Source organism: Variovorax flavidus, from assembly GCF_030317145.1.
GTDB lineage: Bacteria > Pseudomonadota > Gammaproteobacteria > Burkholderiales > Burkholderiaceae_C > Variovorax > Variovorax flavidus.
In genome coordinates this window covers 648431-670443 of sequence record NZ_JASZYE010000003.1, presented here as the reverse complement: position 1 = coordinate 670443, position 22013 = coordinate 648431, and the positions used below count along the sequence as shown (strand labels likewise).

General features: G+C 65.9%; 22 protein-coding genes. 8 read left to right on the top strand and 14 right to left on the bottom strand.

All coding sequences use genetic code 11. The annotated features are described in order from the left end of the window. The first annotated feature begins 27 nt into the window (after positions 1-27). From QTH90_RS18395 to QTH90_RS18380, 4 genes are all read left to right on the top strand, one after another. A complete protein-coding gene (locus tag QTH90_RS18395; protein WP_286666005.1) occupies positions 28-1221 on the top strand; it encodes an ABC transporter substrate-binding protein in 1194 nt (397 codons plus the stop codon). Positions 1222-1262: 41 nt separating this feature from the next. Next, on the top strand, positions 1263-2456 hold the full coding sequence (locus tag QTH90_RS18390) for an ABC transporter substrate-binding protein (protein WP_286666004.1): 1194 nt from the start codon (positions 1263-1265) through the stop codon (positions 2454-2456). Between the two features lie 118 nt (positions 2457-2574). Then, positions 2575-3450: a branched-chain amino acid ABC transporter permease gene (locus QTH90_RS18385; protein WP_286666003.1), complete on the top strand. Its 876-nt coding sequence runs from the start codon at positions 2575-2577 to the stop codon at positions 3448-3450. A gap of 12 nt (positions 3451-3462) precedes the next feature. Next, the gene (locus QTH90_RS18380; RefSeq protein ID WP_286666002.1) at positions 3463-4452 is read left to right on the top strand and encodes a branched-chain amino acid ABC transporter permease; all 990 of its coding nucleotides are present in this window, start codon (positions 3463-3465) and stop codon (positions 4450-4452) included. A 60-nt stretch (positions 4453-4512) separates the two neighbouring features. Here the strand turns inward: QTH90_RS18380 and QTH90_RS18375 are convergent, their stop codons facing one another. Both QTH90_RS18375 and QTH90_RS18370 read right to left on the bottom strand, forming a co-directional pair. Continuing rightward, positions 4513-5568 carry a lipocalin-like domain-containing protein gene (locus QTH90_RS18375; RefSeq protein WP_286666001.1) on the bottom strand — a complete coding sequence of 352 codons (1056 nt, stop codon included), beginning with the start codon at positions 5566-5568 and terminating at the stop codon, positions 4513-4515. A 2-nt stretch (positions 5569-5570) separates the two neighbouring features. After that, complete coding sequence (locus QTH90_RS18370; protein WP_286666000.1) at positions 5571-5708, bottom strand: hypothetical protein; 138 nt, start codon at positions 5706-5708, stop codon at positions 5571-5573. A gap of 48 nt (positions 5709-5756) precedes the next feature. Here QTH90_RS18370 and QTH90_RS18365 point away from each other — a divergent pair, with 48 nt between their 5' ends. Next, positions 5757-6149, top strand: coding sequence for a DUF1801 domain-containing protein (locus QTH90_RS18365; protein ID WP_286665999.1), 393 nt, complete (start codon positions 5757-5759; stop codon positions 6147-6149). 69 nt (positions 6150-6218) lie between these two features. Next, the gene (locus QTH90_RS18360) at positions 6219-7016 is read left to right on the top strand and encodes an alpha/beta fold hydrolase (RefSeq protein WP_286665998.1); all 798 of its coding nucleotides are present in this window, start codon (positions 6219-6221) and stop codon (positions 7014-7016) included. A 24-nt stretch (positions 7017-7040) separates the two neighbouring features. Here QTH90_RS18360 and QTH90_RS18355 read toward each other — a convergent pair whose 3' ends face one another. The 5 genes from QTH90_RS18355 to QTH90_RS18335 form a co-directional block, all read right to left on the bottom strand. Next, positions 7041-9605, bottom strand: a complete 2565-nt coding sequence (locus tag QTH90_RS18355) for an FtsX-like permease family protein (RefSeq protein WP_286665997.1) — start codon at positions 9603-9605, stop codon at positions 7041-7043. Positions 9606-9723: 118 nt separating this feature from the next. Then, positions 9724-10200, bottom strand: a complete 477-nt coding sequence (locus QTH90_RS18350; protein ID WP_286665996.1) for a hypothetical protein — start codon at positions 10198-10200, stop codon at positions 9724-9726. Next, positions 10197-10895 carry a peptidoglycan-binding protein gene (locus QTH90_RS18345; protein ID WP_286665995.1) on the bottom strand — a complete coding sequence of 233 codons (699 nt, stop codon included), beginning with the start codon at positions 10893-10895 and terminating at the stop codon, positions 10197-10199. Before QTH90_RS18345 ends, QTH90_RS18350 begins: the two co-directional genes overlap by 4 nt. A 188-nt stretch (positions 10896-11083) precedes the next feature. Further along, on the bottom strand, positions 11084-12325 hold the full coding sequence (locus QTH90_RS18340) for an RNA polymerase sigma factor (RefSeq protein WP_286665994.1): 1242 nt from the start codon (positions 12323-12325) through the stop codon (positions 11084-11086). After that, positions 12322-12678 carry a YciI family protein gene (locus tag QTH90_RS18335; RefSeq protein WP_286570763.1) on the bottom strand — a complete coding sequence of 119 codons (357 nt, stop codon included), beginning with the start codon at positions 12676-12678 and terminating at the stop codon, positions 12322-12324. The genes QTH90_RS18340 and QTH90_RS18335 overlap by 4 nt, the downstream gene beginning before the upstream one ends. A 121-nt stretch (positions 12679-12799) precedes the next feature. Between QTH90_RS18335 and QTH90_RS18330 the strand changes: the two genes are divergently transcribed. Then, a complete protein-coding gene (locus QTH90_RS18330; protein ID WP_286665993.1) occupies positions 12800-13768 on the top strand; it encodes a threo-3-hydroxy-L-aspartate ammonia-lyase in 969 nt (322 codons plus the stop codon). Here the strand turns inward: QTH90_RS18330 and QTH90_RS18325 are convergent. The 4 genes from QTH90_RS18325 to mutL form a co-directional block, all read right to left on the bottom strand. Beyond that, positions 13765-14421 carry an ABC transporter ATP-binding protein gene (locus QTH90_RS18325; protein ID WP_286665992.1) on the bottom strand — a complete coding sequence of 219 codons (657 nt, stop codon included), beginning with the start codon at positions 14419-14421 and terminating at the stop codon, positions 13765-13767. The two genes, QTH90_RS18330 and QTH90_RS18325, sit on opposite strands and share 4 nt — an antisense overlap. Beyond that, positions 14418-15413, bottom strand: coding sequence for a tRNA (adenosine(37)-N6)-dimethylallyltransferase MiaA (gene miaA / locus QTH90_RS18320; protein WP_286665991.1), 996 nt, complete (start codon positions 15411-15413; stop codon positions 14418-14420). Before miaA ends, QTH90_RS18325 begins: the two co-directional genes overlap by 4 nt. A 45-nt stretch (positions 15414-15458) precedes the next feature. Continuing rightward, positions 15459-16415 carry an alpha/beta hydrolase gene (locus tag QTH90_RS18315; RefSeq protein ID WP_286665990.1) on the bottom strand — a complete coding sequence of 319 codons (957 nt, stop codon included), beginning with the start codon at positions 16413-16415 and terminating at the stop codon, positions 15459-15461. 192 nt (positions 16416-16607) lie between these two features. Beyond that, the gene (gene mutL / locus QTH90_RS18310) at positions 16608-18467 is read right to left on the bottom strand and encodes a DNA mismatch repair endonuclease MutL (protein WP_286665989.1); all 1860 of its coding nucleotides are present in this window, start codon (positions 18465-18467) and stop codon (positions 16608-16610) included. A 49-nt stretch (positions 18468-18516) separates the two neighbouring features. On the opposite strand from mutL, the gene QTH90_RS18305 reads away from it, so the two are divergent. Then, positions 18517-19164: a DedA family protein gene (locus QTH90_RS18305; RefSeq protein WP_286665988.1), complete on the top strand. Its 648-nt coding sequence runs from the start codon at positions 18517-18519 to the stop codon at positions 19162-19164. Positions 19165-19177: 13 nt separating this feature from the next. Here the strand turns inward: QTH90_RS18305 and QTH90_RS18300 are convergent, their stop codons facing one another. The 3 genes from QTH90_RS18300 to ctlX all read right to left on the bottom strand — a co-directional run bounded on the left by QTH90_RS18300 (position 19178) and on the right by ctlX (position 21978). Further along, on the bottom strand, positions 19178-20539 hold the full coding sequence (locus tag QTH90_RS18300; RefSeq protein ID WP_286665987.1) for an alpha/beta hydrolase: 1362 nt from the start codon (positions 20537-20539) through the stop codon (positions 19178-19180). A 72-nt stretch (positions 20540-20611) separates the two neighbouring features. Further along, complete coding sequence (locus QTH90_RS18295; protein WP_286665986.1) at positions 20612-20893, bottom strand: YMGG-like glycine zipper-containing protein; 282 nt, start codon at positions 20891-20893, stop codon at positions 20612-20614. A 143-nt stretch (positions 20894-21036) separates the two neighbouring features. After that, on the bottom strand, positions 21037-21978 hold the full coding sequence (gene ctlX / locus QTH90_RS18290) for a citrulline utilization hydrolase CtlX (RefSeq protein ID WP_286665985.1): 942 nt from the start codon (positions 21976-21978) through the stop codon (positions 21037-21039). Positions 21979-22013 lie beyond the last annotated feature (35 nt).

The following is a 22013-nucleotide window of genomic DNA, read 5'->3' as shown; positions in this document are numbered from 1 at the left end:
AACCCCCTGATTGGATTGGAGATCCCCATGAAAAACCAGCTCACCGCACTGACCCTGGCCGTGGCGGCCCTGGCAGTCGCCTCGGGCGCGCATGCGCAGGAGAAGGTCAAGATCGGTTTCGTCACCGACATGTCCAGCCTCTACGCCGACGTCGAGGGCAAGAACGGCGCGCTCGCGATCCAGATGGCGATCGACGACTTTGGCGGCAAGGTGCTGGGCCAGCCGATCGAACTGGTCACCGCCGATCACCAGAACAAGGCTGACATCGCCGCATCCAAGGCGCGCGAATGGATCGACACCGACGGCGTGACCATGGTCTTCGGCGGAACCAATTCGGGCACCGCGCTGGCCACGGCGAAGGTGGCACAGGAGAAGAAGCGCGTCTATTTCAACAACGGCGCGGCGACCTCCGCGCTCACCAACGAGCAGTGCAGCCCCTACACCGTCCACTACGCCTACGACACGGTGGCGCTGGCCAAAGGCACCGGCGGTGCAGTGGTCGAACGCGGCGGCAAATCGTGGTTCTTCCTGACCGCCGACTATGCGTTCGGCCATGCGCTCGAAGCCGACACGACCGCGGTGGTGAAGGCGAAGGGCGGCACGGTGGTCGGCGCGGTCCGCCATCCGCTCAACGCGTCGGACTTCTCGTCCTTCCTGCTGCAGGCACAGAACTCCAAGGCGCAGATCCTCGGACTTGCGAACGCGGGCGGCGACACCATCAACTCCATCAAGGCGGCCAAGGAATTCGGCATCGGCAAGAGCATGAAGCTTGCCGGCCTGCTGATCTTCCTGAGCGACATCCACAGCCTGGGCCTGAAGAACACCGAAGGCCTGTTGCACACCACGAGCTGGTACTGGGACCTGAACGACGACACGCGCAAGTTTTCCAAGCGCTTCTTCGACAAGACCAAGCGCATGCCGACCGACATCCAGGCGGCCGACTACTCGGCCACCACGACCTACCTGAAGGCCGTGCAGGCTGCCAAGACCACCGACGCGGACAAGGTGATGGCGCAACTCAAGAGCATGAAGCTCGACGACTTCTACGCCAAGGGCCAGATCCGCGCCGATGGCCGCTACGTGCACGACATGTACCTGGTCGAAGTCAAGTCCCCGGCCGACTCGAAGCAGCCCTGGGACTACCTGAAGGTGAACGCCAAGCTGCCGGGTGACCAGGTCTTCACGACGAAGGCCGACTCGAAGTGCGCCCTCTGGAAATAACCGCCCCCTTTGTTACCCACCAACCTGGACCTGAGCTGAACATGAAGAAAACCATTGCACTCACCGCCGTTTCCCTTGCCGTTGCGTTTGCCACCGGCGCCGTGCAGGCCCAGGAGAAGGTCAAGATCGGCTTCATCACCGACATGTCGAGCCTGTACGCCGACGTCGAAGGCAAGAACGGCGCGACGGCGATCCAGATGGCCATTGACGACTTCGGTGGCAAGGTCAATGGCCTGCCGATCGAACTCGTCACGGCCGACCATCAGAACAAGGCCGACATCGCGGCATCGAAGGCGCGCGAGTGGATCGACACCGACAACCTGACGATGCTGTTCGGCGGCACCAACTCGGGCACCGGCCTCGCCATGGCGAAGGTCGCGCAGGAGAAGAAGCGCGTCTTCATCGTGAATGGCGCGGGTACCTCGGCGCTCACCAATGAGCAATGCAGCCCGTACACGGTTCACTATGCGTACGACACGGTGGCGTTGGCCAAGGGCACGGGCGGCGCGGTGGTCGAGAACGGCGGCAAGAACTGGTTCTTCCTGACGGCAGACTACGCCTTCGGCGCGGCGCTCGAAGCCGACACGGCCAAGGTCGTCAAGGAAAAGGGCGGCACGGTGGTCGGTGGCGTCAAGCATCCGCTCAACGCGTCGGACTTCTCGTCCTTCCTGCTGCAGGCACAGAACTCCAAGGCGCAGATCCTCGGCCTTGCGAACGCTGGCGGCGACACCATCAATGCAATCAAGGCTGCCAAGGAATTCGGCATCACGAAGAGCATGAAGATGGCGGGCCTGCTCGTGTTCATCACCGACATCCACAGCCTGGGCCTGAAGAACACCGAAGGCCTGCTGCTCACCACGAGCTGGGACTGGAACCTTAACGAGCAGACGCGCGCCTTCGGCAAGAAGTTCTTCGACAAGACCAAGCGCATGCCGACCGACATCCAGGCCGCCGACTACTCGGCCACCACGACCTACCTGAAGGCCGTGCAGGCTGCCAAGAGCACCGACGCCGACAAGGTGATGGCCGAACTCAAGAAGATGCCGATCAACGACTTCTACGCCAAGGGCAACATCCGCCCGGATGGACGCTTCGTGCACGACATGTATCTGATGCAGGTCAAGTCGCCGGCTGAATCGACGCAACCATGGGACTACTACAAGGTGGTCGCCAAGCTGCCCGGCGAGCAGGTTTTCACGACCAAGGCCGAGAGCAAATGCGCTGTCTGGAAATAATGCTCGCCCCCAGGCTGCGCGCACTGCGTGTCGCTTCGCCTACCCCCTGCCGGGGGCGGCCGGGCGCTGCGGCCCTCTGGTAGAGAGTAAGAGCGCTGACCCGGTTGTCTGAACGTTTATGAACATATCTCTTCCCGGCTTGTTGAGCCAGCTTCTTCTGGGGCTGGTCAACGGGTCGTTCTACGCCATTCTGAGCCTCGGGCTCGCGGTGATCTTCGGCCTGCTCAACGTCATCAACTTCGCGCACGGCGCGCTGTTCATGCTGGGGGCGGTGTTCACCTGGATGGCGATGAACTATTTCAACGTCAACTACTGGGTGATGCTGGTCGTGGCGCCGGTCATCGTGGGGCTTTTCGGCGTGCTCATCGAGCGCTTGCTCTTGCGCTGGATCTACAAGCTGGACCATCTCTATGGCCTGCTGCTCACGCTCGGCCTGACGCTGCTGATCGAGGGCGTGCTGCGTTCCATCTACGGCGTCTCTGGCCTCGCCTACGACACGCCCGATGCGCTCGCGAGCGCCACCGACCTGGGCTTCATGATCCTGCCCAACTATCGCGCCTGGGTGGTTGTCGCTTCGCTCACCGTCTGCTTCGCAACCTGGTTCGTCATCGAGAAGACGCGGCTCGGCGCCTACCTGCGCGCCGGCACCGAGAACCCGCGGCTGGTGGAGGCCTTCGGCGTCAACGTGCCGCTGATGATCACGCTCACATACGGCTTCGGCGTCGCCCTCGCGGCCTTTGCCGGCGTGCTTGCCGCGCCGGTCATCCAGGTGTCGCCGCTGATGGGGCAGAACCTCATCATCGTCGTGTTCGCGGTCGTCGTGATCGGCGGCATGGGCTCGATCATGGGCGCCATCCTCACCGGTCTCGGGCTCGGTGTGATCGAGGGCCTGACCAAGGTTTTCTATCCGGAGGCTTCCTCCACCGTAGTGTTCGTGATCATGGTCATCGTGCTGCTCATCCGCCCCGCCGGCCTGTTCGGCAAAGAAAAATAAGACAGCAGCCGCATGAAAAAGCTTTCCACTGTCATCTATCTGCTGCTGCTTGCCGCACTGGTCGTGGCGCCGTTCGCCGGCGCCTATCCCGTGTTCGTCATGAAGCTCATGTGCTTCGCGCTCTTTGCATCGGCGTTCAATCTGCTGCTGGGCTATACGGGGCTCCTGTCCTTCGGCCATGCGGCCTTTCTGGGTGGATCGGCCTACGTGGCGGGCCATGCGATGAAGGTCTGGGGCCTCACGCCCGAACTCGGCCTCATCGCCGGCACGGTCACCGGCGCGCTGCTGGGCTGGCTCTTCGGTGCACTGGCGATCCGTCGGCAGGGCATCTACTTCGCGATGATCACGCTGGCCCTCGCGCAGATGGTGTTCTTCGTCGCGCTGCAGGCGAAGTTCACCGGCGGCGAAGACGGCCTGCAAGGCGTGCCGCGGGGCAAGCTCTTCGGTGTGCTCGATCTGCAGAGCGACCTCACCATGTACTACGTCACGCTCGTGATCGTCGTCGCCGCATTCCTTCTGATCGTGCGCACCATCCACTCTCCCTTCGGACAGGTGCTGAAGGGCATCAAGGAAAACGAGCCGCGTGCGCTCTCGCTGGGCTATGACGTGAGCCGCTTCAAGCTGCTGGCCTTCGTGATCTCGGCAGCGCTCTCAGGCTTGGCGGGCTCGCTCAAGACGCTGGTGCTTGGCTTTGCGACGCTGTCCGACGTGCATTGGAGCGCTTCCGGCCAGGTCATCCTGATGACGCTGGTTGGCGGCCTCGGCACGCTCTCGGGTCCGCTGGTCGGTTCGGCCGTGGTGGTGCTGCTCGAAAACAAGATCGGCGAATTCGGCCACCTGTTGGCGCGCATCACGACCGTCGACTGGTTCAACACACTGGGTGAATCGGTCACCATGGTCACGGGCCTGATCTTCGTGATCTGCGTGCTGGCCTTCCGGCGCGGGATCATGGGCGAGATCATCGCCTTCATCGATCGCCGGCGCGGGGCGGCGAAGGGCTGAGCGAAGGCCGAACGGACTCACCGGCTGGCTGTAGAGCCAATCGGTCTTCGACAGAGACGCTCAGAGCCGCAGTGGCTGCGCGTAGCCCGTGAGTTCGAGGTAGCCGCGACCCACCGGCTTTCCGCTCGCGTCCAACAAATCGCTCAAGCCTTCCCAGTACACCGTGCCGGTCGAGCCCTGGCTGTCGAGCTCCTGATCGTCCAGCAGGGCGCGCACCGCGAACGCGCCGGCGGGCGTCTGGATTCGCCATCGCGTCGGATAGACCGCGCGCGTGCGTGGGCTCGTCCAGGTGCCGTCCGGATCAAAGTGCACTTCGTCGGGGCCGAACACGCGCTGGCGCCCGTCGGCGGTGCGATGCGAACCGCCCGCCCACAGTGCCGATCCGTCGCGGCCCCGTATGCGGAAAGCCATCAGCGCACTGCCATCGAAGAGGTTCATGCCTATCCAGTCCCAGCCTGCCGCACCCGGATGGAGGTAGGCCTCGCTCCATTCGCGATCGAGCCATGCGGAGCCCTGCACATCGAAGCGCTTGCCTTGCAGGCTCAGACTGCCCTTGGCCGCGAGTTGAGGCTCGCTGAAGTAGTAACTGGCCTGTTCGGCGTCCGGGCCCTTGCGGGAGAGGCCCGCACTGCCTTGCAACATGACCGGTTGGGTAGGGCTGAATCGCAGATCGATCGCAAAGCCGTTGGCGGGTAACCGGGCCGCATAGCCTTCACTGTCGCGTTGAAGTGTCCAGTCACGCAGGCGGACGTCGGTGTCGGTTTCGGAGGCAAACGCCACGCCAAAGCCTTCGCGTGCGATGCGCTGGTCGTGCCACAACTTGCGACCTTCGAGGTCAGTGATGGCTGCGTGCGCAAAGATCAACTGCCGGGCGGCGAAGGCGGATCGCATCGATTGCGTCGCCTCGACGCGCGAGCGAAAGAAGGTGAGTTGAAACCCGAAGTCGCGCGCACCGGACTTCGCATGGCCCGTGATGTACCACCACTCGGTTCGCAAGTCCGGATGGCTGCCGAAATCGCGCGGGAACTGCATGGCACGTGGCGGCAGTGCCCATGCTGCGGGCACCGCGAACGCCGACAGCAACAGGGCGCGACGCGACAGGCCGAGTGCCCTCATGCTCATTCTCCAGGCGTCGTGTCGAAGCGCCGCAGACGCAGCGGAATCAGGCGGGTCTGGGTACTGCGCAGGTGGTCGGCTTCGATGCGCAGGATGGCCGTGCTGGGTCGGACGCTGCTGCAAGAGGTGGAAGCGTTCATTCGCACATTTTCAGCCATTCGATCCAGAATGCGGCCTCTGGAGTTTTGATGCAAAAGTCCGCGCCCGCCTCAAGTCCCGACGCCTATGTGCTGGCCCTCGATGGCTGGCGACGCGAGTGCGTGGAAGGATTGCGGGCCGCGGTGCGTGCCGCGTCCGCCATGGAAGAGGTCGTGAAGTGGCGCCACCTTGTCTATCTGGCAAACGGGCCTGTGCTGCTCATCCGCGCGGAGGACGCCCGCGTCCTGTTCGGCTTTTGGCGAGGTCAGCGCCTGCGCACCATTGCGCCGGGGCTCAAGCCTGGAGGGAAGTACGAGATGGCGACTCTGGAACTGCGAGAAGGGATGACCGTCGATGCCGCGACGGTGCGCCTGCTGACGCGAAAGGCGGTCGAACTCAACCGAACGCTCGGTGATCCGACGCTCGATGCAAGGCGGGATTGATTCGCGAACATGGCGCGCGGCTTAAACTGAGCGAGCCAGGTCGGCGCATCGCTTTGGGGAGTCTTGAAAATGCAGGATCTCAGCGCGTTCTTTCGCGAAGCCGGCACCGGTCCCGGCGTGGTGTGTCTGCACTCGAATGCGAGCAGCTCGAGCCAATGGCGCGGCCTCATGGAGCGCCTGGCGCCGCAGTTCCACGTGCTGGCGGCGGACTCCTTCGGCGCAGGCAAGAGCCCGGCGTGGCCGATCGACCGGCAAGTCGCGCTTCGCGACGAGGTCGCATTGCTCGAACCCGTCTTTGCTCTTGCCGGCGAGCCCATGGTGCTTGTCGGGCATTCGTACGGTGCTGCCATCGCGCTCATCGCGACGATCGTTCACCCGCAGCGGGTGCGCGCACTGGCGCTGTTCGAGCCCACATTGTTTGCGCTGGTGGATGCCGAGACGCCACCGCCCAACGCAGCCGATGGCATTCGCTCGGCCGTTGCGGGCGCAGGTGTCGCGCTCGACAAGGGCGACCCGTCCGAGGCCGCCAGGTGTTTCATCGACTACTGGATGGGCGCAGGCGCGTGGAAGCACACGCCCGATGCTCGCAAGGGGCCGATTGAAGGTTCGATGGTGAACGTCCGCAACTGGGCGCACGCGTTGCTCACCGAACCCACGCCTCTCGCAGCCTTTGCCGCGATGAATATTCCGGTGCTTTACATGACAGGGAAGAAGTCGCCGGAGTCTTCGCTTGGCGTGGCCAGGCTGCTGACGCGAACGCTGCCCAATGTCCGGGTCGTCGAGTTCGATTCGCTCGGGCATATGGGCCCCGTGACGCATCCGGAGGTCGTCAACGATGAAATCTGCCGGTTTCTGAAATCTCTTTGAAAAGAATGAAGAGTCGATTTCAGCTCACCAGTCTTCCTTCACCGCCATCACCGCGTCATGCCCGGCCGCCGCGCGGCCGGCGAGCCATGCCGTGATCGTGCCGGCCGCCAGCACGGCCGCGCACAGCCCGAGGAGGCGTGCCCAGGGCACCAGCAGATCCATGGTCCAGTGGAAGCTTTGTGGATTGACCACATGCACCAGCACCACGGACACCGCCAGGCCGAGCACCAGCCCGGCGACCGCGCCGATCGCGGTCCATGCCGCACCTTCGCCGGCAACGATGGCGAGCACCTGCGCGCGGGTGAAGCCCAGGTGCGCGAGCAAGCCGAATTCCTTGCGGCGCGCGAGCACCTGTGCGCTGAAACTCGCTGCGATGCCGAACAGGCCGATGCCGATCGCGACGGCCTGCAGCCAGTAGGTCACGGCGAAGCTGCGGTCGAAGATGCGCAGCGAGGTGGCGCGGATCTGGCCCACCGAGGCGATTTCAATGGGCTCGCTCGCGCCGAGTTCGCGCGTGGCGAGCGCGCGCACTGCCTGTTCGACCTGGCCGGCATGCGTTCCCGGCGTAAGCCAGAGCGCGATGTCGCTCACGTTGCGCTCGCCACTGAGCCGCTCGAAGTCTCGCGCATCCATGGTGATTGCGCCGAATTGGCGAACGTAGTCCCGCCACACGCCCGCAACGAAGAAGACCGGTGGCACGGCCCGTTCGACGGTCGGCCCCGTGGCCCAGGCGCGCGCCAGCGGCTCGAACACTGTGCCCGGCCTTGCGCCATAGAGTTCAACCATCGCCTCGCTGACATAGACGCCGATCTGTCCCGCCGGCACCGGCAAGGCCGCACCCAGCAAGGGGAGCGAGCGTCCGGCATCCTCCTCGAGGCTGCGTGAAATCAGCGTGACGGCGGGCCGCGAAGGATCGAGCAGCAGGGGCCTTGTGCGCAGCGTGCCGGTGCGCGTCACGCCCGGCAGTTTCGCCAGCGACTGCACGAAGCTTGGCGAGAAGCTTGCCTGTTCGCTGCTCGAACTTCCGCCGGCCGCGCTGCGCACGTAGAGATCGGCCGGCAAGACCACATCCAGCCAGTGTGTGACCGACTCCCGAAAGCTCGCCACCATGACCGTCAGCGCAACGGCGAGACTGAGGCTCGCGACCACGCCGCTGACGGCCACTGCCGCAGTCCCGCGCATGCGTCGCGCGCGCTCGATCGCCAGCATCGGCAGCACGCGTCGCGCGAACAGGGGCGCGAGGCGGTCGTAGAGCAGGGCGATGAGCCACGGGAGCGCCGCGATGCCGCCGACCAGCAGGAATCCGACGGAGAGATAGGCCGCAATCGGGATGCCGAACACCGCGGGCGCCATCGCCAGGGCCACGCCGGCCGCGATCAACAGCAGCGCAATGCCATGGGCGTTCCTGCGCGGCGGCGCGGCGCCCAAGCCCTTGAGCGTCTGGGCCTCCGGCAGCGCTTTGGCAGCCCGCGCGGGCCACCAGCCGCCGACGCCCGCAGCGAGCACGCCCAGCGCGCCATAAAGCACTGCTGCGCTCGTGCTCCATCGCAGGGTCGGTGCCACGCCCTCGAAGTAGCCACCGCCGAGATCACCGCCCAGCACCTGCAGCGCAAACTGCGCCAGCGCGGTGCCGAGCGCGATGCCGGCAACGCTGCCGATCAGTCCGAGCGCGATGGATTCGGCCAGCACCAACCGCAGCCGCTCGCGCGGTGTGACGCCGAGCACGCCCAGCAGCGCGAACTGCTGCGCGCGCTTGGCTACGCTGAGAGCGAGCACCGAGAACACCAGGAAGGCACCCGTGAACAGAGCCACGAGCGCGAGCACTGTCAGGTTGACGCGGTAGGCGCGTGACAGGTTGCTCACTCGCTGCGCCGCGTCGCCCGGCTCGGCGATCTGGATGCCCGCCGGCCAGCCCGGCAACTGGCGCAGCGAGCGCATGAAGGCCGCGCGATCGGCACCCGGCGCGAGCCGCAGGTCGATGCGCGTGAGCCGGCCGCCACGCTCGAACAGGTCCTGCGCCGCGCCGATGTCCATCACGGCGAGTGCGGGGCCTCCGGCCGCGACCTCGCCGGCGACGTTGAGGGTTCGCCATTGGGTACCGACGCGCAATTGCACGGTGGACGCGGATGCACCCAAGGCGTTGCGGGCGGCGGCGTTGAGAAACACGTGGCCAGGCGCCAGCAGCGCCAGCCGATCGGCCCCTTCGGCGGGCCGCGGCATCAGCGCCGGCGCGATCGACGGCAGCACCAGCGCATCGACTCCGACTACGCGCAACGGCAAGCGGCGCTCGCCGGCCATCGCCAGGCTTTGCACTTCCAGCACCGGACTTGCCAGCGTCACTTGCGGATGCTGCGCCACCAGGGCGAACACGGCCTCGTCGAAGCTGCCTTGCGCCGCGCGCAGTTCAAGATCGGGCTGGCCGTTGACCGAGCGCACCGCGCTCGAGAACTCATCGAGCGCCGACGCGTTGATGAGCTGGACCGAAAAGGCCAGCGCGACGCCTAGCATCACGGCGACGACCGCCGCAGCGTTGCGCCACGGATGGTGGCGAAATTCCTGCCATGAAAAGGTTGAAAGCAGCGAATGCATGCCGGCCCATTCTGCGCGATGTGCGTCGGTCAAGGCCGGCTGGATCCCGGGGCGAGACGCGCGCGCACGGCGCCGTTTGGCGCGAAATCACCCCCTATGCGCCCCTTGACGATGTCCATCACCGTCGAGTCTTTTTCGGGACTTCAATGTCGCAGCGAATCTGCGGCTTATCAAAGTAAACGGGGCACGACAAACTGGTGCGTCCCTCCGCAGCGTCTATCCAGGCGTGGTCATCCCTCTTCTCGTAGCTTTCCCTTGTCGGGTAGCCGTTGACGCTCCAGTAGTCGTCTCCCATGTGCTCGATCTCGATGATCTGGTAGCCACAGGATTTGCTGGGCTTCTTGAGCATGTAGACCACGCGGCGCTGGTCGCCTTCCATCTCGCTGTCGATGATCTCGTAGGGTGTTGGCTTGCAGACGCTCCAGGGGGTATTCCATTCAATGGTGTCGCGGCGCACATAGGCTCCCCCGAAGCAGCCTCGAACCGCGCTTCTGTAAGCGCCCTCGCAAGGAGCATCGGCGGTGGCTGGCTTCGCGTACAGCACGAGGACGGAAAGAAGGCCTGCAGTCGCCGCTCCGATCGTGCGTCCCGTCATTTGCCGATCTTCCGCATGGCGTAATCGAACTTCTCCGCGTACTTCGCGTCACCCTTGGGTTCGCCGTTGCCGTTGTAGCGTCTCGCGATGGTCCGGTAGTCAAAAGCCTTCCAGCCCGTGATGACCTGTTGAATTGACGCCTTCTGACACTTGAGTACCTGTCCACCATGGATGTATCGGTGGCCGGGGTTCAGCCTTAGCAAGACCTCACTGGTGGACCTGCAGCGACGGGCGACCGACTCCCAGCCTCTGTCTCCAGGCTGAACCGTTACATCAAAGATTCTGTTGTCTCGGTCCATTACCGTCGCCAAGTCGTAGTTCGCCATGCGCGTGAGCAAGTACCCGACACCCGCCCGGATGTTCTGGCGAGGCTGGGTTCGTGCATCGGAGGTGATGAAGATGGTTGGTGGGACGACGAGGGCACTCCCCTCTGACCGTGTGAGCAACACGGTCAGGCCGGGATCGTTTGGCACACCGATTCGCATCGGCCTTCTTTGCCAGTCCTTGTCGTGCGGGCCCGTCTCTGCCCAAAGCATCGCTTTTATGACGCGCCAGTTGAGTTGGGGATACCACGCGTTCCCCAGCAAATGAGCGTTGTAGGTCGCCACCACTTCCTTGATCGTGGCGTCGTACGCATCCCAGTCGCCATTGGCCCTGTCGATGCCGTCCTTCCATCTTTGAAAACCGTCGCTCAAGAAGCTCCCCCGTTGATATGTGACGCAGCGGAGGCTAAGGGTGAAGCGAAGCCGGGAGGATTTGCGCGGTGAAATTTGAGAATTCCCTCGTGAAGATCGAGTACTTTCTCGAATCAGGATCCACGTGGATACCTTGTCGCGGGAAAGGCGTCTGACTTGCGGATGGACTGCTCGCGCGATGCGCCGGGTCAAGTTCGGCCGGACGCCAGGGCGAGGTAGGCGCGCACCGCCGGGCTGGTACTGAGCCCCGCCGCACGGGCATATGCCTGCTGGGCAGCCACGCGGTCGTCGGTGCGGGTCAGCAAGTGCGCGCGTGCAGCCCAATAGGGCTGGTAGTTGGCGATTTCGTCAGAAGCGAAGGCATCGAGCGCGCGCAGGCCTTCGGCCGGCCCGTCGGCCGTTGCGAGCGCACACGCGCGTCCGACTCTCGCGCCGATGCTCGGGCGTAGCGCGATCAAGCCGTCGTAGAGCGCGACCACCGCGTGCGGCGGCACCTGCGCACCGAGGCGCCGCGCACAGTGGGCCGACTGGATGGCCGCTTCCATCTGATAGGCGCCTACGGCGTTCATGGCCGCCGCATGCTGCAGCGCCTGCTCGGCCTCTTCGCGCAGCGGCGTATTCCAACGCTGGATGTCCTGCTCGTCGAGGGGTACGTAGGCACCCGCATCGCTGCGCCGGGCCGTTGCACGGCTTTCGCAGAACAGCATCAGCGCGAGCAGACCCAGCGGCTCGGGTTCGCCCGGCATCAGCCCGCAAAGGATGCGGCACAGGTCGATCGCCTCGGCCGTGAGGCCGCGCTGCGTGGCATCGGCACCGTCGACCTCGTCCCAGCCGGTGCCGTACGCGGCGTAGATGCCGTCGAGTACGTCCTGCAGCCGCTGCGGCAGATCGCTGGCGCGCGGGAACTCGAAAGGAATGCCCGCGGCGCGGATGCGCGCCTTGGCCCGTACCAGCCGCTGCCCGAGGGTGGCCGGCGCGACGAGGAAGGCGCCGGCCATGCGGACGGCATCCAGCCCCAGCACGGTCTGCAGCATCAGCGGCGCGCGCGCCGCCGCATCGATGGCCGGGTGCGCGCAGACGAAGAGCAGGCGAAGGCGTTCGTCCGGTACGGCATCGCCGCCAACGGCATCGGCGCCGACTTCATCGGCCAGGAGCAGCAGAGTCTGCGCAGCCTCGTCCTGCACACGGGTGTGGCGCCAGGCGTCCAGCGTGCGGTTTCTCGCGACGCTCAGCAGCCAGGCTTCGGGTCGGTCGGGCACGCCGTCCACCGGCCATCGCTCCAGCGCGCGCGCGAAGGCATCGGCGAGCGCATCCTCCGACGCCGCAATGTCGCGCGTGCGTGCCGAAAGAATGGCCACCAGCCGCCCGTACGACTGGCGGGCGGCCTTCTCCGCGGCCGCGCGTGCCTCCTGGACGGCCGGACCGGTCACATGTCGGGCGTGCTGAAGACTGGCCGTACCTCCACGCCACCTGTGCTGGCGCAGGGCGCGCGGGCCGCCCACTCGAGAGCGGTGTCGAGGTCCGCCACATCGATGACGAAGTAGCCGCCGAGTTGCTCCTTGGTATCGGCAAAGGGGCCGTCCTGTACCTGGCGCTTGTCGCCGCGCACGCGCAGCGTGGTGCCGGTCATCGGCGGGTGCAGGCCGTGGCCGTTCTGCACGATGCCGGACTGGCGCGCCGCGCCCACATAGGCCATCCAGCCCGCCCGGTAGGCCTGCGCGGCCGCCTCATCCCGCTGGTCGAATTCCGACTGGGGCTGGTAGAACATCAACATGTACTGCATGGAACCTCCACGAAGAGAGAAAACACCGAGCAGGATCGCTCACAGCAATGACGATGCGCAAGCGGTCATTTCGACAGGTCGATCCGGAAGACTTTTATCGATGCGGAGGTAAGCTCTGCTCATGACGACACTTCCCACCTACGACGACGTGATCGCCGCGGCCGAGCGGCTCGACGGCCATGCCCACCGAACGCCGGTGCTGCGATCCCGGACCGCGGACGCCCGCTGGGGTGCGCAATTTTTCTTCAAGTGCGAGAACTTCCAGCGCATGGGCGCCTTCAAGTTTCGCGGTGCGTTCAATGCGCTGTCGAAATTCGACGCGGCGCAGCGCAAGGCCGGTGTGATCGCCTTTTCGTCGGGCAACCACGCGCAGGCCATCGCGCTCGCGGCCAGCATCCTCGGCATGCCGGCCGTGATCGTGATGCCCAATGACGCGCCTGCAGCCAAGCTCGCCGCGACCCGCGGCTACGGTGCCGAGGTGGTTCAATTCGACCGCTTCACCGAAGACCGCGAAGCGCTCACCCGCCGGTTGGCGCAGGAGCGCGGCATGACGCTGATCCCGCCCTACGACCATCCTGATGTGATTGCGGGGCAGGGCACGGCAGTGAAGGAACTGATCGAAGAAGCGGGTGCGCTCGACGTGCTCTATATCTGCCTCGGCGGCGGCGGCTTGACGAGCGGTTCGGCGCTGTCGGCTCGCGCCCTGTCGCCCGACTGCAAGATCTATGGTGTCGAGCCCGAAGCCGGCAACGATGGCCAGCAATCGCTTCGCGCGGGCCACATCGTCCATATCGAAACACCGAAGACCATCGCCGACGGCGCGCAGACCCAGCATCTGGGCGAATACACCTTCGGCATCATCCGGCGCGACGTGAACGACATCGTCACGGTGAGCGATGCGCAACTGGTCGATTCGATGCGCTTCTTTGCCGAGCGCATGAAGATGGTGGTCGAGCCCACCGGTTGCCTCGCGTTCGCGGGCGCCTGTGCCGCAGGCGAAGCGATTCGCGGAGCGCGCGTCGGCGTGGTCATCAGTGGCGGCAACGTCGACCTGGGGCGCTTTGCCGCGCTCGTGGCAGGAGCCGCCTAGGCCTTGATTCCTTCCGCACTGAGGTGAAGCTCCCGATCGGCGCGCGCTGCGGCTGCCTCCGAATGCGTGACCAGCACCAGCGACGCGCCATGTTCGCGCGTCTGTGCAATCAGGACGTCCATCACGCGGGCGGCGGTGCTCGGGTCGAGATTGCCCGTCGGCTCATCGGCCAGCAGCAGTGACGGGCGGTGCACCAATGCGCGCGCGATGGCCACGCGCTGCAACTGGCCTCCGCTGAGTTCCTGGGGAAGTCGCCTACCCAATCCCGCAAGACCGACCGCGTCGAGCATCTGCGTCACCCGCGCATCGCTGGCCGGGCCGCGTTGGCCGAGCAGCAACAGGGGCAGCCCGACGTTCTGCGCGACATCCAGATGCGGCAGCACATGAAAAGCCTGAAACACGAAGCCGACGTGCTTGCGGCGCCAAAGCGCTCGCGCCTCGGCGTCGAGTGCGCCGATGTCGACACCGTCGTGAACGACCGTCCCGGCGTTCCAGCTGTCGAGGCCGGCCATGCAGTTGAGCAGCGTCGATTTGCCGACGCCCGACTCGCCGACGATCGCGACGAATTCGCCGGCCGCGACGTCGAGCGACACGTGCTCGAACACCGGCACCTCGCCGTAGTGCTTGTCCAGATCCGTGATGTGCAGCGTCATGCGATCTCGACGACCTGTCGCACGACCTGCTCGATGGCGTCTGGTGCCTCGGCGGCGATCACGCGGCGCTGCGGCATGCTGCGCAGCCAGGTGATCTGGCGCTTCGCCAGCTGGCGCGTGGCTGCGATGCCGCGCTCGCGCAACTCGGTGATGGGCCAGGTGCCGTCGAGCGCTTCCCAGGTCTGGCGGTAGCCGACGCAGCGCATCGACGGCAGATCCGCGACCAGATCGCCCCTTGCGCGCAGAGCCTGCACCTCGGCGATGAAGCCGCCTGACAGCATCGCGTCGAAGCGCGCGGCAATGCGTTCGTGCAGCCAGGCCCGGTCGGTCGGTTCGAGCGACAGGAGCGCGGTGGCCTGCCAGCCATCGTCGGCGGCGCCTGCCGCGTGAAAGCTCGACAACGGCCGCCCGCTGCTGTGCCAGACCTCGAGCGCACGCTGGACGCGCTGGCTGTCGTTGGGTGCCAGGCGTGCTGCAGTGACGGCATCGACTTCCGCGAGGCGAGCGTGCATCGCGGGCCAGCCCAGTGCAGCAGCGTCGGCTTCGAGCTGCCTGCGCACTTCGGGATCGGCTGCCGGCATGGCATCGATGCCATCGGCCAGCGCCTTGAAGTAGAGCATCGTGCCGCCCACCAGCAGCGGCAGCCGGCCACGCGCGGTGATCTCGCCGATCAGTCGCTTCGCGTCCTGCACGAACGCGGCGGCGCTGTAGGTCTCGCTCGGATCGCGGATGTCGATGAGGTGGTGCGGGACTTCGGCGCGTTCTTCGGGCGTGGGCTTGGCGGTGCCGATGTCCATGCCGCGATAGACCAGCGCCGAATCGACGCTGACGATCTCGACTGGCCGCGCGCGGGCGATGGCCAAGGCGGCTGCGGTCTTGCCGGATGCGGTGGGTCCGGCCAGCGCGACGTAGCGCGGGGTGGTGGGGGCTGCTGACGTGCCTGGAGCACGCGGCACGGTTTGCGAAAGGGCCGGTGCGGCAGGGGGCGGCATGCGCCCGAGGTTAACAAAGCCGGAGAGCGGAGCGCCCGAGCCGCGTCAGATCGCCTGTCCGGCCAACCGGGCTTGGCGGCGCGCGGGGGTGTCCGGGAGCGCGGGCAACGGAGGCGCAGCCGCCGTTTCGGCCCCCGCAGCCATCTCGGTGGGCGGCTCCTTCATGCGAAAGAGCTGCGAGAGGGCCGCACGGTACTGCACCTGCCCGATCGAGTTGGCGTTGTGATGCGAGCCGCCTTCGACGAGCACGAACAGCTTGGGCACGGTCGCCGCGTCATACAGCTTGCGGCCCAGCGTCGGGTTGATCAGGCTGTCCGCCGCTCCATGCACCACCAGCAGCGGCGCGCCGATGTCCTTGACCTTGCTGATCGCCTCGAAGCGTTGAGTGATGAAGGGGCCGAAGGGCAGCCAGCCCCACTTGAAGCTGCTCACGACGTCCGCGATCGACGTGAAGGTGCTTTCGACGATGGTGCCGCTCTCGTCGTTCACGCGGGAGGCCAGGTCGATCCCGATCGCGCCGCCAAGCGAATGGCCGAAGATGTAACGCGGTTGCCTGGGGTGCTTCGCCGCCAGCCAGGTCCATGCGGCATACGCATCTTCGCGGGCGGAATCTTCCGAGGGCAAGCCCTTGGAACTCTTGCCGAAACCTCGGTAGTCGATCGCCAGCACCGCGAAGCCCAATTCGTGCATTCGGCGCATTCTTGGTGCGGAGCCGGCCACGTTGTAGCGCGCACCGTGCAGGTAAAGCAGAACGGGCGTATCGGGTGATTCAGGCGCCCCGCCGAGCCACAGGCCGTGCAGCTGCGCAGGCTCGCCGGTGAGCGATGACTTGAAATCGATCCAGACGTCGTCCATTCCCTGGCTCATGGCTTCCGAATTGCCCCAGCTTCGGTCGCTGGGTTGGAAGATCCACTCGCGCTGGCGCTCGTCGAGGGTGGAACAACCGCCCGCCAGCAGGGCGACCAGGGCGGTGGCGGATGCGAAGAGGGTCCAGGATTTCATGAAGGCTGAAGGACAGGCGGGAGGCCGGAAAGTTCAACGAAAGACCTCATGCAACGCGCGTGCCCGGTCGCGCGATGACCCATGAAAACCCTCGGTTCAGGGCTCAACCACTGCCAAATGTGCCGAATTTCGCGGCCTGCAGCCGGAGAAAGCGCCTCGGGCGGCAGTTTGTAAGCGAAGGAAAGTTCTGGCCTATCGCCCGCGCATGAACAGCGAGTCGAGCTCGCGCACCGAGAGCTGGCGCCATGTCGGCCGACCGTGGTTGCACTGGTCCGAGCGCTCGGTCGCCTCCATCTGGCGCAGCAATGCGTTCATTTCGTCGAGCGTGAGCTTGCGGTTGGCCCGCACCGCGCCGTGGCAGGCCATGGTGGAGAGCAGTTCGTTCTGTGCGCGCTGCACGACGGTGCTGGCGTCGTGGAGGGCGAGTTCGGCGAGCACGCTGCGCGCGAGCTCGACCGGGTCGCCGTCGGCCAACGTGCCGGGCACGGCGCGCACGGCCAGCGTGCGTGGCGAAAACGGCATGATTTCGAGGCCGAGCGACGGCAACACGGCGGCGCAGGCCTCGGCCGTCGCCACTTCCTGAGGCGTGGCGGCGAAGGTGGCGGGGATCAGCAGCGGCTGGCTGGTGATCGAAGCACCGTCCAACTGGGTCTTGAGGCGCTCGTACACGATGCGCTCGTGCGCCGCATGCATGTCCACGATCACCAGGCCCTGGGTGTTCTCGGCCAGGATGTAGATGCCCTGCAGTTGCGCGAGTGCGCGTCCGAGAGGCCAGGCTTCGGATTCGGCGGGGCTCGGTTCCGGCCGTGCAGCGGGCGAGAAGGGCTGCGGCTCCGCAGGGGCCACCCAAGGCGTGCTGGCGACCACCGGGCTCTCTGCGGGCTTTTCCTGCCGATAGGCGGGCCACATGGCAGCGGCATCGCCGATGCCGCGCTCCGCGGCAAACGGCATGGCGGGTTGCGTCCACGAAGCCGAGGCTGGCAGCGGGCGCGGCTTGAAGAACGGTTCGGCCGGTGCGCTCGTGGCGTCGCCGGCGCGCGGTGCCGCCAGGGCATCCTCGATGGCGTGGCGGACCGCCTGATGCACCTCGCGTCCATCGCGGAATCGAACTTCGATCTTGGTCGGATGCACGTTGACGTCGACCCGTGCGGGATCGATCTCGAGATACAGCGCATAGACCGGCTGCCGCTGGCCGTGCAGGACGTCTTCGTAGGCGCTGCGAACGGCGTGCGCGAGCACCTTGTCGCGCACGAAGCGGCCGTTGACGTAGAAGAACTGCTGGTCGGCCCGCGATCGCGCCGCATCGGGAATGCCGGCCCGGCCGGTCACGCGCACCGGGCCGTGGACGTGTTCGACCGCGACGCTGTGCGTGACGAAGTCGTCGCCGAGCGTGTCGGCGAGCCGCTGATCTCGCGTGGTGGCGGCGCGCCACTGCTCGACCAGCTTGCCTTCATGCCAGATCGAGAAGCCGACCTCGGGCCGGGCCAGGGCGTGGCGACGCACCGACTCGATGCAATGCGCCAGTTCGGTCGCGTCGGTCTTCAGGAACTTGCGGCGCGCGGGTGTCGCGAAGAAGAGTTCGCGCACTTCGACGCTGGTGCCGGTCGCGCGGGCCACGGGGCGCAATTCGCCGGTGCGGCCATCGAGCATGAAGGCACTGTCGGCGCCGGCGAAGCGCGAGAGGATGCTCAGCTCCGCGATGGCATTGATGGCCGCGAGCGCCTCGCCGCGAAAACCCATCGTGCCGACGGTCTCCAGGTCGTTGAGGCTGGCGATCTTGCTGGTGGCATGGCGGCGCAGGGCCAGAGGAAGTTCGTCGCGTGGCAATCCTTGCCCGTCGTCCTCGACCGAGATGAGACGCACGCCGCCGGCGGAGAGCCGCACCGTGATCTGGCGCGCGCCGGCATCGAGGGCGTTGTCGAGCAGTTCGCGCACCACGGAAGCGGGCCGCTCCACCACTTCGCCAGCCGCGATCTGGCTGATGAGTTCGTCAGGAAGCTCGCGGATGGGGCGGCGCGCTGCCGGATCGATGGAAGAGGGAAGGGCACTCACCCGAACATTCTAGAAGGGGGCTTGCGCCCCTGTCGCCATAATGCGCGCCATGGAAATCATCAGCTTTCTCATCGACTTCATCCTGCATGTCGATAAACACCTCGAAGCCTTCGTCATCGCCTATGGGCCGTGGGTGTACGGGCTGTTGTTCCTGATAGTGTTCGTCGAGACCGGGCTGGTGGTCATGCCGTTCCTGCCAGGCGATTCGCTGCTGTTCATCGTCGGCGCGCTGTGCGGAGCCGGACTCATGAGTTTCGGGCTGGCAGTGCCGATCCTGCTGGTCGCGGCGATCCTGGGTGACCAGTGCAACTTCAGCATCGGGCGCTATTTCGGGCCCAAGGTTTTCAAGTGGGAGAGTTCGCGCTTCTTCAACCGCAAGGCCTTCGACCAGGCCCACGCGTTCTATGAGCGCTTCGGCGGCGTCACCATCATCCTGGCGCGCTTCATGCCGTTCATCCGCACCTTCGCGCCTTTCGTGGCGGGCGTGGCTGCGATGAACCGGGGCAAGTTCACGCTCTTCAACATCGTGGGTGCGCTGCTGTGGGTGGTCGGGATCTGCACCGCCGGCTACTTCTTCGGCAATCTTCCGCTCGTGAAGGAACATCTCGAGAAGATCATCTGGGCGCTGATCCTGGTGCCGGGGCTGATCGCGATCTACGGCGCCTGGCGCGCACGCGGCGCCTCGTCGGCGCACTGAGTCGTCGTCCAGGCTACGGCCTCTGCCGGGGCGGCACGCGCGCTGCCAGCGGTCGCGGAACATAGGTGGGATCGAAATGGCAGCCACCGCCAAAGCGTGCTTCGATGTCCTTGCAGCGCGCGGCGATGCCTTCCGGTGTCGGCTTGCGGCCGTTGTCGATCCACTCCAGGAGGGCGGCGAACAGCGTCGGGTATTCGGCATCGCTCAGGTAGCTGTGTTCGGATTCGCGGCTGAAGGTCTGCACCAGCAAGTCCGCCGTGCCAGCGCGCTCGCGTACATCTCGGTAGACCGATTCGAGTTCGACGAAGGCCGTCGGGTCGTCGATGGCGTGGAGGCCGAGCGTCGGCACGTTCACGCGGCCCGTCGGGTTGCTATCGGCGGCCAGCTTGCTCACTGCGGCAGGATCGGCTGGGTAGCGCTGAACGCCGGCATTGAGCGCAGCGTCGTCGCGCGAGCCGCTGTACTTCACGCCGATGTTGCCGAAGGGGTTGCCGCCGTCGAGGCGCTCCTGCACCACGTCGCGAAACAGAAAGGTCGCCCAGTTCATGTTGCCGACGAGCGAACGTTCGGGGATGCGAATGGTGTCCAGCAGTGTCGCGAGATTTGCGCGCTGTTGCGCTGTGCGGTCCATCGGGGACTTGCGCACGCCGGTGCAGGCGTCGATGCGCTGCAGCAGTTCCGCGGACGTGAGGGTCGATTCGCGCGGAAGTCCCTGCCAGAGCGGATATGCAGGCTCGCTGGGCAGCGGATGGTTCTTGCACACGTACTGGTAGACCACGCGCAGGTCCAGCCGGTAGTCATAGGCTTGCGTGCCGCCGCCGACCACGCCACTGGTAAGGAGCAATCCGTCGTACGGCCCCTTGCGCCCGTCGACGGTCGCGTACAGCTCGGCGGCCTTCGCGGCTACGCCAGCACCGTAGCTCTGTCCGTGCAACAAGGTGCGCCGCGGTGCGCCGAAGGCCTGGACGAACAAGGCACGCAGGCGCTCGGTGTCTTCGGCGGCCATCGTGACCCCGTAGCCGCCGCGCCGATAGGTTGATCCTGCCCATGCGTAGCCGGCTTTCACGGTGACGGCCCATCGCTGCAGGTCTTCGGTGGCGCGCGCCATGGACGGCGCGCCCAACTCGGGTCCGCCGTGCGCGTGCATCACGAGCACCCGGTTCCAGTTGGCAGGAATGGCAATCCAATAGAAGGCGCCAGCGCTGTCTTGCCCGCTGTAGCAACGCGTATCGGCGGGAAGGCCCTGGGGGCAAGGCGCCGTGACGGGTGAGGCGCCTGCGACTTTCGGGGCCGGCTTGTCGTTGGGGATCGTGCTGCACGCGCTCAGCACGAAGGCTCCGGCGGCAACGAAGGATCGAAGGATGTTTTGTCTCATCCCGCGTTTATACGGTCACGCGGCCGCCACGAAAAAGCGCGCCCGAAGGCGCGCTCTCTGCTTTGCACGGTCTCAATATCGCGGACCGTTGTTCGGGTAGTAGGTGTTGTTGGGGTAGTAGTTGCGTTGGTAGTTGCGCTCATCCGCGCTGCGCCCAACCTGGTTGCCGATCAGGCCACCGATGGCTGCCCCGCCCACGGTACTGGCGGTGTTGCCGCCGACCGCGTTGCCGATCAGCGCGCCACCCACTGCGCCACCGGCAGTGCCGAGTTGCTGATTGGGGCCACCTGCGCAGCCGGCCAATGTGAGAACGCAAGCAGCTGCTGCTGCGGAAATCCAGAGTCTCGTCTTCATGATGTCCACCTTTCAGTGATTGGTGAATTCATTCTCTGGAGAACCCTTTGCCGACATGTAGGAGACGGCCCCGGTGTATTGCCCGAAAGGGTGGTCGCACCTTGCGCGACTGCGGCGACCTGCAGTGCACGACCAGAACCTGCTCAGGTCGGACGCCTGCGCGAAAGATGAATGCCCGCGATCATGCAGCGCACCGATCCGCCCGCCATCTCGATGGTGGGCACCGCGAGCGGAACCAGCCGCGCGGAGCGCTCGATGACTGCCTTTTGCTGCGCCGTGAGGCTGTCGAACGCGCGCTGCGAGAGCGCAAGGATGCGGCCGTCGCGACCGGACAGCTCGATCGCATTGCCTGCGAAATTGGCGATCTGCCGTGCGTCCAGTGCAATGACGTCGCGTCCCGATTCTTCCAGGCGTGCACGCACTTCGATTGCGCGCCGGCTGTCGGAGATCAGGTCAAGACCCACCATCGCGAACTCGGTCGCGACGCACATCAGCACATTGGTGTGATAAACCGGCCGGCCGCTCGGATCGGCCGAGTCGAACACCATCGGCTCGAAGTTGAAATGCGTGCTGAAGCGCTCCAGGGCCACGGGGTCCGCACGATGCGAGCGCGCCACGTAGGCGACGCGCGCCATGTGGTCGAACACCATCGCACCGGTTCCTTCTAGGAAGAGGCCGTCATGCTCCAGCCCGGAATAGTCGATGACCTCCTGCACGCGGTACTCGGACTTGAGCATCTCGATGACCTCCGGGCGGCGCTCGCGGCGACGGTTCTCGCAGTACATCGGGTAGAGCGCCACATGGCCGCCCGGATGTGTGGAGAACCAGTTGTTGGGGAAGACCGAATCCGGGGTATCGCGCTCGCCGCGATCCTCGAAGAGATGCATCCGCACGCCTTCGGCTTCCAGGCGTTCTGCGGCAGCAGTCACTTCGCGGTATGCAGAGCGGGCGATGGCCTGTGCGGATTCCTGCTCCGCCCGGCTCTGGAATGCGTTGTCCGCTGCCGTCTCCGGGTTGGGCGTGAAGCCATGCGGCCGGATCATGACGACCGCGGAAGGGGCTTGAATCGAGAGGAAACGCGACATGGTTGGGTTCTCCTGAAGACTGCACCGCTGGCTGG

Bases quoted from the DNA above. Each gene is read 5' to 3' on its own strand.
- QTH90_RS18350 (WP_286665996.1), bottom strand. From the start codon at position 10,200: ATGACGGGACGCACGATCGGAGCGGCGACTGCAGGCCTTCTTTCCGTC.
- QTH90_RS18295 (WP_286665986.1), bottom strand. From the start codon at position 20,893: ATGAAGACGAGACTCTGGATTTCCGCAGCAGCAGCTGCTTGCGTTCTC.
- QTH90_RS18325 (WP_286665992.1), bottom strand. From the start codon at position 14,421: ATGACGCTGCACATCACGGATCTGGACAAGCACTACGGCGAGGTGCCG.
- QTH90_RS18335 (WP_286570763.1), bottom strand. From the start codon at position 12,678: ATGCAGTACATGTTGATGTTCTACCAGCCCCAGTCGGAATTCGACCAG.
- QTH90_RS18360 (WP_286665998.1), top strand. From the start codon at position 6,219: ATGCAGGATCTCAGCGCGTTCTTTCGCGAAGCCGGCACCGGTCCCGGC.
- miaA (WP_286665991.1), bottom strand. From the start codon at position 15,413: ATGCCGCCCCCTGCCGCACCGGCCCTTTCGCAAACCGTGCCGCGTGCT.
- QTH90_RS18315 (WP_286665990.1), bottom strand. From the start codon at position 16,415: ATGAAATCCTGGACCCTCTTCGCATCCGCCACCGCCCTGGTCGCCCTG.
- QTH90_RS18305 (WP_286665988.1), top strand. From the start codon at position 18,517: ATGGAAATCATCAGCTTTCTCATCGACTTCATCCTGCATGTCGATAAA.
- QTH90_RS18390 (WP_286666004.1), top strand. From the start codon at position 1,263: ATGAAGAAAACCATTGCACTCACCGCCGTTTCCCTTGCCGTTGCGTTT.
- QTH90_RS18330 (WP_286665993.1), top strand. From the start codon at position 12,800: ATGACGACACTTCCCACCTACGACGACGTGATCGCCGCGGCCGAGCGG.
- QTH90_RS18300 (WP_286665987.1), bottom strand. From the start codon at position 20,539: ATGAGACAAAACATCCTTCGATCCTTCGTTGCCGCCGGAGCCTTCGTG.
- QTH90_RS18370 (WP_286666000.1), bottom strand. From the start codon at position 5,708: ATGAACGCTTCCACCTCTTGCAGCAGCGTCCGACCCAGCACGGCCATC.
- QTH90_RS18395 (WP_286666005.1), top strand. From the start codon at position 28: ATGAAAAACCAGCTCACCGCACTGACCCTGGCCGTGGCGGCCCTGGCA.
- ctlX (WP_286665985.1), bottom strand. From the start codon at position 21,978: ATGTCGCGTTTCCTCTCGATTCAAGCCCCTTCCGCGGTCGTCATGATC.
- QTH90_RS18355 (WP_286665997.1), bottom strand. From the start codon at position 9,605: ATGCATTCGCTGCTTTCAACCTTTTCATGGCAGGAATTTCGCCACCAT.
- QTH90_RS18365 (WP_286665999.1), top strand. From the start codon at position 5,757: ATGCAAAAGTCCGCGCCCGCCTCAAGTCCCGACGCCTATGTGCTGGCC.
- QTH90_RS18375 (WP_286666001.1), bottom strand. From the start codon at position 5,568: ATGAGGGCACTCGGCCTGTCGCGTCGCGCCCTGTTGCTGTCGGCGTTC.
- QTH90_RS18385 (WP_286666003.1), top strand. From the start codon at position 2,575: ATGAACATATCTCTTCCCGGCTTGTTGAGCCAGCTTCTTCTGGGGCTG.
- QTH90_RS18380 (WP_286666002.1), top strand. From the start codon at position 3,463: ATGAAAAAGCTTTCCACTGTCATCTATCTGCTGCTGCTTGCCGCACTG.